Source organism: Frigoribacterium sp. CG_9.8 (assembly GCF_015751965.1).
Lineage (GTDB): Bacteria > Actinomycetota > Actinomycetes > Actinomycetales > Microbacteriaceae > Lacisediminihabitans.
Genome location: NZ_JADOVH010000001.1, coordinates 283,328 through 298,280 on the forward strand (window position 1 = coordinate 283,328; position 14,953 = coordinate 298,280).

Genomic DNA, 14,953 nt, shown 5'->3' on the forward strand with positions numbered 1-14,953 from the left:
TGGGTTACGCCTTACTGCCAAGGATCGCGGCCTTCACTTCGGCAATCGCCTGGGTCACCTGGATGCCGCGGGGGCAGGCCTCGGTGCAGTTGAAGGTCGTGCGGCAGCGCCACACGCCCTCTTTGTCGTTGAGGATATCGAGGCGGACCTGCGATCCCTCGTCGCGCGAGTCGAAGATGAAGCGGTGGGCGTTCACGATGGCCGCTGGTCCGAAATACTGGCCGTCCGTCCAAAAAACGGGGCAGCTTGAGGTGCAGGCTGCACAGAGAATGCACTTGGTGGTGTCGTCGAAGCGGGCACGCTCTGCCGGGCTCTGCAGACGCTCCTTCTCGGGCTTGGACGATGCCATGAGGAAGGGCTGCACCGCCTTGAAGCTCTCGAAGAACGGATCCATGTTCACGATCAGGTCTTTTTCGAGCGGAAGACCCTTGATCGCCTCGATGGTGATGGGCTTCGACAGGTCGAGATCCTTCAGCAACGTCTTGCAGGCCAGACGATTACGACCGTTGATGCGGATCGCATCCGAGCCACAGACGCCGTGTGCGCACGAGCGGCGGAAGGTGAGGGAGGCATCCTGCTCCCACTTGATCTTGTGCAGGGCATCGAGTACACGATCGGTACCGCCCATCACCACGTCAAAGCTTTCCCAGCGGGGCTCGAGGTCCACCTCCGGGTCGAAGCGGCGGATCACCAGGTTCGCTGTAAAGGTAGGGATCTCCTCCGGTACCGATGGGCGGTTTTCCAGGACTGCGTTGCTCATTAGTATTTTCTTTCCATTGGCGGGTAGTTAGTGATCACAACCGGCTTCCAGCCGATCGAGATGTGTTCCCCGGCATCCGCGGACTCGGGGTCACCGACCAGGTAGGCCATCGTGTGAACGAGAAAGTTCTTGTCGTCGCGTTCCGGGTAGTCCTCGCGCATGTGACCACCGCGGCTTTCTTTGCGGGAGCGGGCCGAGTAGACGACCACCTCGGCGAGATCGAGCAGGAAGCCAAGCTCAACCGCCTCGAGAAGGTCGGTGTTGTACCGCTTGCCCTTGTCGCGAAGTGCGATGTTCTTGTAGCGGGCTCGCAATGACTCGATGAGCTTCGTCACTTCGGCGAGGGTCTCGTCGGTGCGGAAGATCTGGGCATTGCGGTCCATCGAATCCTGCAGCTCCTTGCGGATGGCCGCGATGTTTTGCGACCCGTCCCCACTTCGCACTGTGTCGAGGAGCGCCCGCACCCCGGCAGCGGGGTTATCGGGCAGCGGAACGAATTCTGCCGTCTTCACATATTCGACGGCGTGCTGGCCGCTGCGCTTTCCGAACACGTTGATGTCGAGGAGCGAATTGGTGCCGAGCCGATTGGAACCGTGCACGCTCACGCAGGCGCACTCCCCGGCAGCGTAGAGACCCGGAATGACCTCCGTGTTATTGCGCAGCACCTCCGCCTTCACGTTGGTCGGGATTCCACCCATCGCGTAGTGCGCGGTCGGAAGCACTGGCACCGGCTCCGTGTAGGGCTCGACACCGAGGTAGGTGCGGGCGAACTCGGTGATGTCCGGCAGCTTCTCATCGATGACCGCTGGCTCGAGGTGGGTGATGTCGAGGTACAGGTAGTCCTTGTTCGGGCCAGCCCCTCGACCCTCGCGGATCTCCGTCGCCATCGACCGCGACACGATGTCTCGCGGTGCGAGATCCTTCAGGGTCGGGGTGTAGCGCTCCATAAAGCGCTCACCGGAGGCGTTACGCAGGATCGCACCTTCTCCGCGGGCCGCCTCGGAGAGGAGGATGCCGAGGCCGGCGAGGCCGGTGGGGTGAAACTGGTAGAACTCCATGTCCTCGAGCGGAATTCCCTTACGCCAGATGATTCCGACGCCATCCCCGGTGAGGGTGTGGGCATTCGAGGTGGTCTTATAAATCTTGCCGAATCCACCGGTGGCGAAGATGATCGCCTTGCCTTGGAACACATGCAGATCGCCGGTGGCGAGTTCGTAGGCGACCACGCCGGAGGGCTGCTCCTGGGTCTTGCCGAAGGCATCGGTGACCTCGGTCATCACGAGGTCGAGCACATAGAACTCGTTGAAGAAGTTGATTCCGAGCTTGACACAGTTTTGAAACAGTGTCTGCAGGATCATGTGTCCGGTGCGGTCCGCTGCGTAGCAGGATCGACGCACCGGCGCTTTGCCGTGCTCCCGAGTGTGACCACCGAAGCGGCGCTGGTCGATCTTGCCCTCGGGGGTGCGATTGAACGGCAACCCCATGTTCTCGAGGTCGAGCACGGCGTCGATGGCTTCCTTTGCGAGGATCTCCGCTGCATCCTGGTCGACGAGGTAGTCGCCACCCTTGACGGTGTCGTAGGTGTGCCACTCCCAGTTGTCTTCCTCGACATTGGCGAGAGCCGCGGCCATACCGCCCTGCGCGGCGCCTGTGTGGGAGCGGGTGGGGTAAAGCTTGGAGATCACCGCGGTGCTCGCGTGCGGGCCGGCTTCGATGGCCGCCCGCATCCCGGCGCCACCGGCGCCCACGATCACGATGTCGAACTGGTGGTGATGCACGCCGTCGATGATCGTCGAGGTGCCTGTTGCGTCAGTGCCCATTAGTTATATCGTCCTACCTATTTTTACAGAGTGACGGGAGCAGCTCGGCTGGTGAGCCCGCGGGACATGGATCGAAGGTGTAGATCACCAGGGTTCCGAGAAGGATCAGCAGTACAGCAGACGCGAGGAGCGCGACGTTGAGAATGCGGCGAACGACCGGGTTCGATGCATAGTCATTCACGATCGTGCGCATGCCGTTGGAACCGTGGATCAGAGCGAGCCACAGCAGGAGCGTGTCCCAGATTTGCCAGAAGGGTTGGGATAGCTTGCCACCGACGAAGCCGAAGTCGATGGCCTTCACCCCGACACCGGCCACGAGATTCACGAAGAGATGCCCGAAGATGAGGACGACAAGTACGACGCCGCTCGCGCGCATGTAGATCCAGCCCCATTTCTCGAAGTTCACGCGCGATTTCTGCACGGTGCGCGGTGAGCGGGGAGTTTCAATCGTGGCAGTCATAATCAAGCCCCTCCGAAGATGTGCATGAGCTGGCGTGGCAGGAAGCCAGCCATCAGCACCGCCCACACGCCGACAGCAATCCAGAACATGAGCCGCTGGTGCTTGGTGCCCACGCTCCAGAAGTCGATGAGGATGATGCGCAGGCCGTTGAGGGCGTGGAACCCGATTGCGGCGACCAAGCCAGCTTCACCGAGCCCCATGATTGGTGTTTTGTACTGGTCGATCACTGCGTTGTATGCCTCTGGGCTCAATCGCACGAGCGACGTGTCCAGAATGTGCACGAGCAGGAAGAAGAAGATTGCCACGCCGGTAATGCGATGAAGCACCCACGACCACATCCCCTCGCGGCCGCGATACAGCGTTCCTCGCGGCATCCGGGGTGCTGAAATTTTGGGGGTGGGGAATTGCTTGTCTGGCAGTGGAGCAGCCAGGGCTCCCGCCGACTTCTCTGACACGAGGTGCCCTCCTTGGCATCGGTCCGCTCCACGTAAGGAGCTGGGAAACGCTGTTGAACTGGCCCAATTCTATTCCCGGCGATCCTGGGAACTGCGCCATGCGGCCCTCACCGGTGATGAGTTGTGGGGATATTTTCTTGCCTGTGCTCCAGCGGGTAGGTGCCTGTGCTTCCGCGGATAGGTGCCTGTGCTCTGGCTCTAGCCCTCCGCGTCCCGGCCGATAGTCTGGGCGATATGGCAATCCCTCCGGAACCGCTCGACCATTTCTATAGCGTCATCCCTGCGGGTGGGATCGGATCCCGGCTGTGGCCGCTCTCCCGAGCCGACGCGCCGAAGTTCCTTCATGATCTCACCGGGTCCGGCAGCACGCTGCTGCGTGCCACTTGGGATCGTCTCGCACCGATCTCGGGTGCTGACCGCATCATGGTCGTCACCGGTCGCGCCCACCGCGCGGCCGTGGAAGCGCAGCTGCCCGACCTCACCGACCCAAACGTGGTGCTGGAGAGCGAGCCGAAGGATTCCTCAGCGGCGATCGGGCTGGCTGCGGCCATACTCGTGAGGCGCGAACCGGATGTCATCATCGGCTCGTTCGCCGCCGACCATGTGATTTCCGACCAGCGCGGCTTCCGCAGGGCAGTCATCGAAGCGGTCGCGGTCGCACGCCTCGGGTACATCGCCACCATCGGCATCACTCCAACGGATGCCGCGATCGGGTTCGGTTACATCCACTGCGGCTCAGCCCTGGACATTCCAGACGCCCCGCGAGCCGTGAGTGTCGACAGTTTTGTCGAGAAGCCCAACCTGGCTACTGCACAGTCATATCTCGCCGACGGCAATTACCTCTGGAACGGCGGCATGTTCATCTCACGCGCCGATGTGTTGCTTCGTCAACTCGGCGAATCCGAACCAGAGCTGCTCGCCGGGCTGACGGAGCTGGCCGAGGCGTGGGACACACCGCGCCGCGGTGCTGTGGTCGACCGGGTCTGGCCGGAGCTCAAGAAGATTGCCATCGACTACACCGTCGCGGAGCCAGCGGCGGCGGCAGGCCGACTCGTTGTGATCCCCGGCGACTTCGACTGGGATGACATCGGCGATTTTGCCGCGATCGCCAAACTTCACTCGGGAGGCCGCAAGTCTGACCTGGCTATTCTCGGCGAAAACGCGCGAGTTCTTGCGGATGCATCGAGCGGCGTGGTGATCAGCCAGACCGGCCGCCTCATCTCTCTCATCGGCGTTACCGACATCGTCGTCGTCGACACACCGGACGCTCTTCTGGTCACGACGAGCGCCAACGCGCAGCGGGTGAAGTCTGTCGTCGACGCCCTCAAACTGTCGGGGCGCACCGATGTTCTTTAGGTAATCATTTCTGCAACATTTCCTGACCATCGCATCTTGATAACCATTGGGCATCCGGCGCCCCGGATGGGTGATTCGCTGCCGGAACATTCGGTAACCTGACATCACTATTGCCGTGGCAACCGCTGCCGTGGCCGCACCTTCCTGGAGGACATTGTGAGAACCACCCCCCGTAAGACCGCTCTCAGCGGCCTTGCCCTGCTCGGCGTAGTCTCCCTACTCGCCGGCTGCGCAGCAGCACCCAAAGCCGAGACCACCACCGCCGCGAAGTCGAAGTTCCTTGCGTGCATGGTCTCGGATAGCGGTGGATTCGACGACAAGTCCTTCAATCAGCTCGGCCTCGAAGGCCTGCAGTCGGCAGTCAAGTCGATCGGTGCCTCGTTCAAGAAGGCCGAGTCGAACGCCGACACCGATTACGCCCCCAACATCGACAGCATGGTCCAGGCCAACTGCAACCTGATCATCACCGTTGGTTTCAACCTCTCCGCCGCCTCGCTGGCAGCGGCCAAGGCGAACCCCACCGTGCAGTTCGCCATCATCGACGACGCAGCCGATGCCAACTTCGACGGCAAGGTTGACGAGCCAAACATCAAGCCAATCGTGTTCGACACCGCGCAGGCAGCATTCCTCGCGGGCTATGCCTCGGCGAGCTACAGCAAGACAGGCACCGTCGGAACCTTCGGTGGCATGCAGTTCCCCACCGTCACGATTTTCATGGACGGCTATGCCGATGGCGTTGCGCAGTTTAATAAGGACAAGGGCAAGAGCGTCAAGGTCGTCGGCTGGGATGTCGCGACCCAGAAGGGGTCATTCACCGGCGGATTCGCCGCGAACGACACCGCGAAAAGCACGGCACAGAACCTGATCGACCAGGGTGCGGATGTCATCTTCCCGGTCGGGGGGCCGATCTTCCAGAGTGCGGGGGCAGCGATCATCGACTCGAAGAAGGACATCGCGCTTCTGGGGGCCGACGCTGACGTGTACAACACCTTCCCGACGTACAGCAAGCTCTACCTCACCTCGGTGCTCAAGGGCATCGACCCCGCCACGCAGGCAGTGGTCAAGGCGACCGCTAAGCAGGCCAAGGGCACATTCGACAACGTGGCCTACATCGGCAACCTGAAGAACGACGGAGTGGGAATCGCCCCGTTCCACGACTTCTCGTCCAAGGTCGGTTCTGGGCTCCAGGGCGAAATCGACAAGCTCAAGGCCGACATCATCAGTGGCAAGCTGACGGTCAAGTCCTACCTCTCCGGTAGCTGACGCCACCGAGAGGCGAGTGGGCGGGGAGGCCAGCGGTGCTGGTCTCCCCGCTCGTCTTAACCAAAGATCAACCAGAGATCAACCAGAGATCAACCAACGATCAACCAGAGATCGGCCGGGCCACCCGGTCGTAAAACCGTGCAACGTTGCCGGATAGATTGGGACGCATGAAGCTCGAACTCCGTGGGATCACCAAGCGGTTTGGCGCCCTTGTCGCCAACGATCACATTGATCTCGTCGTCGAACCGGGCGAAATCCACTGCCTTCTCGGTGAGAACGGCGCCGGCAAGTCCACCCTGATGAACGTGCTCTACGGCCTGTACCGTGCCGAAGAGGGTGAAATTCTGCTTGATGACGTGCCGCAACATTTCACCGGGCCGGGTGACGCGATGGCTGCAGGGATTGGCATGGTGCACCAGCATTTCATGCTCATTCCCGTTTTTACGGTGGCAGAGAACGTGATGCTCGGTCATGAGAAGACGAATTTCGGCGGCCGACTCAACTTGACGGCCGCCCGACAGCAGGTGCGCGAGATCTCGAGTCGGTTCGGCTTCGATATCGATCCGGATGCCCTGATCGAAGACCTGCCCGTCGGGGTTCAACAGCGTGTGGAGATCATCAAGGCGCTCTCCCGTGACGCCCAGGTTCTTGTCTTCGATGAGCCGACCGCGGTTCTCACCCCGCAGGAGACCGACGAGCTCATGGTGATCATGAGACAGCTCAAAGCGGCCGGTACTTCCATCGTCTTCATTACCCACAAGCTCCGCGAGGTTCGCGAAGTCGCGGACCGCATCACAGTGATCCGGTTAGGGAAGGTCGTGGGCGAGGCGTCCCCCAGCGCGACGAACACGGAGCTTGCCTCCCTGATGGTCGGGCGCCCAGTGGAACTCACCGTGCACAAGGACCCGAAGATCGCCGGCGAGGCCGCCCTCGTGATCAGCCACCTGTCGGTGATCGATCACCGCGGGCAGCTCGTGGTCAACGACGTGAGCTTCGAGGTGAAGGCGGGGGAGATCCTCGCGATCGCGGGCGTGCAGGGAAACGGTCAGACCGAACTCACCGAAGCCATCATGGGACTCCAGCCGCGGGTCACCGGATCCATCGTGCTCGACGGCATCGAATTGCGCCGCGAATCGACCCGGAAGGTACTCGATTCCGGCGTCGGTTTCGTGCCGGAGGATCGGGGGGAGGACGGACTTATTGCCGGGTTCACCATTGCGGAGAACCTGATGCTCGACCGTGCCGACGGTGCACCATTCGTCAAAGCCGGTGCCCTGCAGCTCGGCAGCCTGGCTGAGTTCGCCGAGCATAAGATCGTGGAATTCGACATCCGAGCCCAGGGGATCGGCACTCATGCGGGCAAGCTATCCGGCGGCAATCAACAGAAGGTCGTGCTCGCTCGCGAGCTCAGCCGTGACCTGCGGCTGTTCGTTGCGGCGCAGCCGACGCGGGGGCTGGATGTCGGATCGATCGAATTCGTGCACAGTCGTATCGTTGCCACCCGGGATGCGGGCACTCCCGTCATCGTCGTGTCGACCGAGCTCGACGAGGTAGTCGCGCTCGCTGATCGGATTGCCGTGATGTATCGCGGAGAAATTGTAGGGATCGTGCCAGGGACCACCCCGAGAGACGTGCTCGGCCTGATGATGGCCGGCGAGCTGCCCGATTCGGCGGAGGCCGCAGCATGACCGATTCCCGACCTCCCACCCCGGTCGAGCCTGGACCGCCTACAGAGCCGGGACCGCCGACAGGGCCCGATTCTTCGACAGGGCACGGTTCGCCGGCAACACCCGGTTCGCCAGCCGAGGCTCCCTCCCGATTCAGCGGCGTGCTGCGCGAGATCACGACGGGAAACGCTGTCATCTCGGTGCTCGCCGTCGTGCTCGCCCTCGTGGCCGGCGGCATCCTCATCGCTCTCACTGATCCGGGTGTCAAAGCGGCATCCGGGTACCTGTTCTCGCGCCCGAGCGACACTCTGCAGGCCATCTGGACCTCGGTCTCCGGCGCGTATCTCGCCCTGTTCCAGGGGTCGATCTATAACTTCAGCCGCCCGGATTTTGCCTCCGGTATCAAGCCGTTCACCGAGACGCTGTCGTTCGCGACACCGCTCATCGCGGCCGGTCTCGGTGTGGCGCTCGCCTTTCGCGTCGGGCTGTTCAACATCGGTGGGCGCGGGCAGATGCTCATCGCTGCGGCCGCCGCGGGCTGGGTCGGATACTCCTTCGACATCCCCTTTCCACTGCACCTCATCATCGCCCTGCTCGTCGGAATCGCGGGTGGTGCGATCTGGGGTGGCATCGTCGGCTTGCTCAAGGCGCGCACTGGCGCGCACGAGGTCATCGTGACGATCATGCTCAACTATGTGGCGTATTACCTCGTCGCCTACCTGCTGCGCACCCCGGGGCTGCTGCAGGCGAAGGGGTCGAGCAATCCGAAGTCACCGGCGATGAAGGCATCCGCGATCTTCCCGGATCTGTTCGGGCCGAACTACAACCTCACCATCGGTTTCATCCTCGTCATCGCCGCGACAGCTTTCGTCTGGTATCTGCTCAATAGGTCGAGCCTCGGCTTCAAGTTTCGTGCGATTGGTGAAAACCCGCACGCTGCGCGAGTCGCCGGCATCGATGTGAAGAACATGTACGTGTACGCGATGCTGATCTCCGGTGGCCTCATCGGACTCGCCGGGGCGAACCAGGTGCAGGCATCCATCACCACAGGCTTCGGCTCGGGAATCGACGCGGGCATCGGTTTCGATGCGATCACCGTCGCACTCCTCGGTCGGTCGAAACCGTGGGGTGTCTTCGTGGCGGGCATCCTGTTCGGGGCATTTAAGGCGGGCGGTTTTACGATGCAGGCCTCCCAGGGGGTCCCGATCGAGATCGTGCTCGTCGTGCAATCCCTCATCGTGCTGTTCATCGCTGCTCCTCCACTGGTGCGGGCGGTGTTCCGCCTTCCGGCTCCCGTTGCCGTGACCCGGCTGCGGCCGTCAAAAATCTCCGGCAAGAAGGCTGTGGTGACCAAATGACGACCGTGACAGGAAACCAGGGAGTTTCGAGCAGCGCACCGATCGCCCTCGCGTCGGCGATGGTGAGGAACTGGAAAACGCCGATCGCCCTCGGATTCTTTGCGATTCTCGCGCTGGTGCTCTTCGGAATCTTCGGGCGCCCCGGCACGAGCACCTTCCGATTGTCCACTGATACCGATTTCGTCCAGATACCGATGATTCCGGTGGATGCCCGTCCGGCTTCCCTCATCACCTCGGTGGTCCTGGTGCTCATCGCGGCGTGGGCGACGAGGCTCGTGCAGCGCGCGCGGCGAGTTCCCCTGTGGATCATCGCCGTATTCGCGGTGCTGTTCCTGTTCACCTTCCTGGTCTGGGCATCCGCCGGTCTTCGGGCGATTCCCGTCGCCGGTCTGCTGGTCGGAGCAGTCAGCCTCAGCGTTCCGCTCATCTTCGGAGCGCTCGGTGGGGTGATTTCCGAACGGGTCGGTGTCGTCAACGTGGCGATCGAGGGCCAGTTGCTTGCCGGGGCATTCGTCTCTGCGCTCGTCGCTTCTGCGACGCGCGTTCCGCTGCTCGGTCTGCTTGCGGCAATGGTGGCCGGCATGCTCGTCTCGTTCGTGCTCGCCGCGTTCTCGATCAAATATTTTGTCGACCAGGTGATCGTGGGAGTCGTGCTCAATGTTCTCGTCACCGGGCTCACGAGCTTCCTGTACTCCACCCTGCTGAGTCCGAATCAGACGACTCTCAACTCCCCGCAGAGATTCCAGCGGATCAACATCCCGGTGCTGAGCGACATCCCCATCATCGGGCCGACGCTGTTTCGACAGACGATCATCGTCTACATCATGTATGTGGCCGTGCTCGTGGTCTGGTACTGCCTGTTCAATACCAAGTGGGGATTGCGCCTTCGCTCCTCCGGGGAGAACCCGCAGGCGGCGGACACTGTCGGAATCAACGTGAACCGCACCCGCTTCTGGAACGTGTCGCTCGCCGGTGCGATCGCGGGATTCGGTGGCGCATACTTCACCCTCGGGTCGGTTGGCGGCTTCAGTAAGGAGATGACCGCCGGCGCCGGATTCATTGCCCTTGCGGCGGTGATCTTCGGGCGATGGGATCCGATCCGGGCAACCCTCGCAGCCCTGCTGTTCGGGTTTGCGACCAATCTGCAGAGTGTCCTCTCGACGATCGGGTCGCCCGTGCCGAGCGAATTCATGCTCATGCTCCCGTACGTCATCACCATCTTCGCCGTCGCCGGTCTTGTGGGCTCCGTGCGGGGCCCGGCGGCATCGGGCAAACCCTACGTGAAGGGCTGAGAATGTCGGAGATCGACTGGGATGCCCTGCGGCTGGTCGCTATCGAGGCGAACACCCGCGCCTACGTGCCGTACTCGAACTTCCCGGTGGGTGTCGCGGCGATCGTGGACGACGGGCGGATCATCTCTGGCTGCAACGTCGAGAACGCTTCGTACGGTCTCACTCTGTGCGCGGAGTGTGCTTTGGTGTCGGCACTTCATATGACCGGCGGCGGACGCCTCGTCGCTTTCACCTGCGTCGACGGCCATGGCAACATCCTCATGCCGTGCGGTCGTTGCCGACAGCTGCTCTACGAACATTCCGCTGCCGGCATGCTTCTTGAGACCGTGTCGGGAGTGAAGACCATCGATGAGGTGATTCCGGATGCCTTCGGCCCACGCCAACTCGCCGAGTATCGCGAAGCCGACTGATTAGATTCGTTTCCCTCACCTTTTTGCTCCCCTTTCCTTCACGATTGGACTCTCACCATGGCCATCGAAGCTTTTGACGTTGTCGACCTCATTCATTCCAAACGCGACCGCGGAGTGCTCTCGACCGCGCAAATCAGCTGGCTGGTCGACGCCTACACCCGGGGGTACGTTGCCGACGAGCAGATGGCGGCCATGGCAATGGCGATCTTCCTCAACGGCATGGAACGTCGGGAGATCCGCGACCTCACGCTCGCGATGATCGCCTCGGGCGAGACCATGAACTTCTCCGGACTGCCCAAGAAGACCACCGACAAGCACTCAACCGGAGGGGTGGGCGACAAGATCACACTCCCGCTTGCGCCGCTCGTCGCGTGCTTTGGTGTGGCCGTGCCCCAGCTCTCCGGGCGCGGACTCGGCCACACGGGCGGCACGCTTGACAAGCTCGAGTCGATCCCCGGGTGGCAGGCGAATATCTCCGGCGAGCGGATGCGGCAGATCTTGGACGACGTCGGCGCAGTGGTCTGCGCGGCCGGATCTGGGCTCGCCCCCGCAGACGGTAAGCTCTACGCACTGCGCGACATTACCGGCACGGTCGAGTCGATTCCCCTCATCGCGTCCTCGATCATGTCGAAGAAGATCGCCGAGGGTACCTCCGCGCTCGTGCTCGACGTGAAGTTCGGTTCCGGTGCCTTCCTCAAGGACATTGCCCAGTCGCGAGAGCTCGCCCAGACGATGGTCGCGCTCGGCGAGGATGCCGGCGTTGCGACATCCGCTCTGCTCACCAACATGAACGTGCCGCTCGGCCTCGCCATCGGCAACGCCAACGAGGTGCGGGAGTCGGTGGAAGTACTTGCCGGCGGCGGCCCATCAGACATCATCGCCCTGACTGTCGCGCTCGCCCGCGAGATGTTGAGGCACGCCGGGCAGCCGGATGCTGACGTCGAAGCGGCCCTCACCGATGGGCGCGCCATGGACTGCTGGAACCGAATGATCCGCGCCCAGGGCGGCGACCCATCCGCAGCGCTGCCGGTGGCGCGAGAAACCCACGTGGTCACTGCACCCCGCGATGGCGTGCTGGTGGAGCAGCTGGCACTGCCGTTCGGCATCGCAGCCTGGCGACTCGGAGCGGGACGCGCGCGCAAGCAGGATCCGGTGCAGCATGCCGCGGGGATCGACCTGCACGCCAAGCCGGGCGACCGGGTCACGGCGGGCCAACCCCTCTTCACCCTCAGCGCCGATGAGCCAGAACGGTTCGCGCGTGCGCTCGAGGCGCTCGAGGGCGCGTACCGTATCGGAGAGGCGGGCGATGAGGTGCTCACCGGTGGCCCGCTGATCGCCGAACGAATAGGAGCCTGATGTCACGCCGTAGCGACCGCTTGGACTGGATGTTTCGCAGCCGGAAGACCGGCCGGATCACTATCGGCCAGCCCGCCAATCTAGAGCAGAAAATCTTCTCCGGAGCGACACTCGTTGGAGTGCTGCTGCCGGAATCGAAGTTGCGCACCGGTGTCGGAGTCGTAGCTGTGCTCGCACTTGCCGTCTGGTCAGTCGACGAAGTGGCCCGGGGGGTCAACCCGTTTCGCCGCATCATGGGTGGCATGACACTCGGCGGGCTCACGTGGCTCGCGTTGCGTCGTCCACGTCGCCCCTGACCCGCTCGTGTTCGTAGTCGTCCCGCCCGGCTTCGTAGTCAGCAGGTGATCGGCTTGGTAGTCGGCAGGTGCGGGTTCGTAGTCGTCAGGTGATCGGGTGGGTAGTCGGCAGGTGATCGGGTGTCAACTTCGCATGCCGATCGCCTTCGTGTGCCTGCGAACATGACACCCGAGCGTGGTGCGTGGTGCGTGGTGCGTGGTGCGTGGCCTGCGAACATGACATCCGAGCGTGGTGCGTGGTGCGTGGTGCGTGGTGCGTGGTGCGTGGTGCGTGGTGCGTGGTGCGTGGGGCGGGCAGGTCTGCGTAGGTTAACCGGTCCACCCTCGCTCGCGAAGAAGCCTCTTCAGGCGGCCGATCAACTCCCGTGAATCCCGAAGATCCAGGGCACTTACTCGTGTCGAGTGCCAGCCTGCACCCTCCAGTCTCGGCACGCGGGCGATGTCCTTCTGCCATTGAACCCGATCTCGGCGGTGGTGATCACCCTCATAGTCGATCACCATTCGGTAGCGACGGAAGGCGAGGTCGGGCATGGCAAGAAATGATCCCCACTGGTCGTAAATCTCTTCGTTGACCGCGACCGCGGGCAGCCCCGCGATGAGGAATCGATGGCGGATGCGCGACTCGGGCGGCGAATCCGAACGGTCAGTGAGAAGCGGGATCGCCTCGAGAAGCTTGGCTGTGCCGGGACAGCCGAGCCGCGACCGAGCGATCACCTCCAGCTGGTGGAGGGAGGCCCGCGGATGCCTCCACCACAGCAGGTAGTCGCCAACGCAGATGAGGTCTTCCACACTGAGAAGTGGGCCAAGCTCACGCCACACCTGTGCCGGTGCGGAAACCGGGAGGCCATCGAGGGATACGACTTGTGAGGGTGTGGCAATCTGCTTGTGGCCGCGAATTCCCACGGCACGTGCGGCCCTCCGTGGTGACGGCACGCTGACGTCGAGCCTTCCCTCCTGGTCGAGTGAAGCGGGAAGGGGGATCCCGTGAAGCCTCGCCGCCGTCACGTGCGAGAAGAACTGGCCGGGTTTCAGGCGTGGGGCGTAAGCGCGGGCGAGCGCAAGAGCGCGCTGCGCGGCGACGTGCCCCGGGTGATCATCCGGGTCGGCGCTCGCCCCGAAGAGCTGCGCATCCGGGGCCCGGAGGGGCATCCGCACTCCCCAAAACGGTCGAGCGAGATCCGGCCCCTGTAACCGCCCACGCCCGACGCCCGAGGAGCGGGCGACCTGTACGACGAAGGAGCGCGTTTCGAACGCGGAGGGGAGTCGTTGTCGGGGAGCCACGAAATGATCCTTGTCGAGGCCCAATCGCGCCGCATAGCGCGGGGGTTGATCGGTGGACAACCCGAGTGGCCCCTCCCTGGTGGAGGACCAGTTCTGAGCGTGAAGGGTCAGCTTCGCATCGAAATAGTGGCCATGAGCGTGCGAAGTTGACACCGGGGCGGCCGGGCTGGCGGGCGGGCTGGCGGGCCGGCGCGCGCGGCCGCCTACTGAGCCGGGTCTCCGATGCGCACCAGGGCATCCACGATCAGGGCCCAGAACTTGGCATGATCGAGGTCCGTCGCCGCATGGGTGGTGCACTCGTCTGGCGGCGTGGAACGGAAGTCGGCAACGGTCATGCCGAGCGTCAGGGAGCCAGTGAGTTCGACATCGAGCGGCACCCGCACCACGGTCATCACGCTCGGATCGATCACAAGAGCGACCGCGCACGGGTCGTGAACGGGCGGATGCTCGAAGCCCTGGGCATCCCGATAGGTGCGGCCGAAGAAGTCGAGCAGTTCGAGGACGAACCGGGCCGGCGCGGTGTCGACGGCGGCGATGGCGGCGACGACATTCGGGGTCGCGAGCGCCTGATGGGTGACATCCAGTCCCACCATCGTGAGTTTCCAGTTCTCGTTGAAGACGATGTGGGCCGCCTCCGGATCGATCACGATGTTGAACTCGGCGGCAGCACTCCAGTTGCCGCCGTGGTAGCCGCCCCCCATCAGCACCACTTCCTTGACCAGCGCGGCGATACGCGGCTCCTTGCGCACGGCGAGCGCGATGTTGGTGAGCGCGCCGGTGGGCACGAGGGTGATCGTCTGGGCTGGAGAGGCCATGATCGTGTCGATGATGAGATCGACGGCGTGCCTCGGATCGACGTCGAATGAGGGCGCAGGAAGCACAGGTCCGTCAAGGCCCGATTCGCCGTGGATCGAATCGGCCACTTCGGGCGCGCGAACCAGCGGACGGTGCGCCCCAGCAGCAAACGGGATACCGGTGATTCCGGCTATTCGTGCGACCGCCATGGCATTGCGGGTCACCTTCTCGATCGTCTGGTTGCCGTGCACGGTCGTCACCGCGACCAGCTCGATCTCGGGATTACCGTGGGCGAGGATCAGCGCGATCGCGTCATCGTGCCCCGGGTCGCAATCCAGAATGATTTTGTTCGCCATTGGGAAAGGTTAGCTGGCGGTGGTACCC

At 63.2% G+C, this 14,953-nt stretch carries 14 protein-coding genes; 8 read left to right on the forward strand and 6 right to left on the reverse strand.

Annotated features, from left to right (window positions below; all coding sequences use genetic code 11):
- Positions 1–4 precede the first annotated feature (4 nt).
- The 4 genes from IWX88_RS01560 to sdhC are packed head-to-tail and all read right to left on the reverse strand — an operon-like array spanning position 5 to position 3,414.
- Positions 5–760 (reverse strand): succinate dehydrogenase iron-sulfur subunit, encoded by a 756-nt coding sequence (locus tag IWX88_RS01560; RefSeq protein WP_196826644.1) that lies wholly within the window; start codon positions 758–760, stop codon positions 5–7.
- A complete protein-coding gene (sdhA, locus tag IWX88_RS01565) occupies positions 760–2,580 on the reverse strand; it encodes a succinate dehydrogenase flavoprotein subunit (protein WP_196826645.1) in 1,821 nt (606 codons plus the stop codon). Before sdhA ends, IWX88_RS01560 begins: the two co-directional genes overlap by 1 nt.
- Before the next feature lie 13 nt (positions 2,581–2,593).
- The gene (locus IWX88_RS01570; RefSeq protein ID WP_196826646.1) at positions 2,594–3,040 is read right to left on the reverse strand and encodes a succinate dehydrogenase hydrophobic membrane anchor subunit; all 447 of its coding nucleotides are present in this window, start codon (positions 3,038–3,040) and stop codon (positions 2,594–2,596) included.
- 2 nt (positions 3,041–3,042) lie between these two features.
- Positions 3,043–3,414 (reverse strand): succinate dehydrogenase, cytochrome b556 subunit, encoded by a 372-nt coding sequence (gene sdhC / locus IWX88_RS01575; protein ID WP_196827766.1) that lies wholly within the window; start codon positions 3,412–3,414, stop codon positions 3,043–3,045.
- Positions 3,415–3,729: 315 nt separating this feature from the next.
- Here sdhC and IWX88_RS01580 point away from each other — a divergent pair, with 315 nt between their 5' ends.
- From IWX88_RS01580 to IWX88_RS01615, 8 genes are all read left to right on the forward strand, one after another.
- Positions 3,730–4,851 (forward strand): mannose-1-phosphate guanylyltransferase, encoded by a 1,122-nt coding sequence (locus IWX88_RS01580; RefSeq protein ID WP_196826647.1) that lies wholly within the window; start codon positions 3,730–3,732, stop codon positions 4,849–4,851.
- 156 nt (positions 4,852–5,007) lie between these two features.
- Entirely contained in the window at positions 5,008–6,114 is a 1,107-nt protein-coding gene (locus IWX88_RS01585) for a BMP family ABC transporter substrate-binding protein (protein WP_196826648.1), read from the forward strand.
- Positions 6,115–6,281: 167 nt separating this feature from the next.
- Entirely contained in the window at positions 6,282–7,802 is a 1,521-nt protein-coding gene (locus IWX88_RS01590; RefSeq protein WP_196826649.1) for an ABC transporter ATP-binding protein, read from the forward strand.
- On the forward strand, positions 7,799–9,139 hold the full coding sequence (locus IWX88_RS01595; RefSeq protein WP_196826650.1) for an ABC transporter permease: 1,341 nt from the start codon (positions 7,799–7,801) through the stop codon (positions 9,137–9,139). Before IWX88_RS01590 ends, IWX88_RS01595 begins: the two co-directional genes overlap by 4 nt.
- The gene (locus tag IWX88_RS01600; protein ID WP_196826651.1) at positions 9,136–10,431 is read left to right on the forward strand and encodes an ABC transporter permease; all 1,296 of its coding nucleotides are present in this window, start codon (positions 9,136–9,138) and stop codon (positions 10,429–10,431) included. The genes IWX88_RS01595 and IWX88_RS01600 overlap by 4 nt, the downstream gene beginning before the upstream one ends.
- Before the next feature lie 2 nt (positions 10,432–10,433).
- Entirely contained in the window at positions 10,434–10,841 is a 408-nt protein-coding gene (locus IWX88_RS01605; protein ID WP_196826652.1) for a cytidine deaminase, read from the forward strand.
- Between the two features lie 57 nt (positions 10,842–10,898).
- On the forward strand, positions 10,899–12,197 hold the full coding sequence (locus IWX88_RS01610) for a thymidine phosphorylase (RefSeq protein ID WP_196826653.1): 1,299 nt from the start codon (positions 10,899–10,901) through the stop codon (positions 12,195–12,197).
- Entirely contained in the window at positions 12,197–12,493 is a 297-nt protein-coding gene (locus tag IWX88_RS01615; RefSeq protein ID WP_196826654.1) for a hypothetical protein, read from the forward strand. The genes IWX88_RS01610 and IWX88_RS01615 overlap by 1 nt, the downstream gene beginning before the upstream one ends.
- 309 nt (positions 12,494–12,802) lie before the next feature.
- Here IWX88_RS01615 and IWX88_RS01620 read toward each other — a convergent pair whose 3' ends face one another.
- Complete coding sequence (locus IWX88_RS01620; RefSeq protein WP_196826655.1) at positions 12,803–13,774, reverse strand: hypothetical protein; 972 nt, start codon at positions 13,772–13,774, stop codon at positions 12,803–12,805.
- Between the two features lie 203 nt (positions 13,775–13,977).
- Entirely contained in the window at positions 13,978–14,925 is a 948-nt protein-coding gene (locus IWX88_RS01625) for a nucleoside hydrolase (RefSeq protein WP_196826656.1), read from the reverse strand.
- Positions 14,926–14,953: the final 28 nt, after the last annotated feature.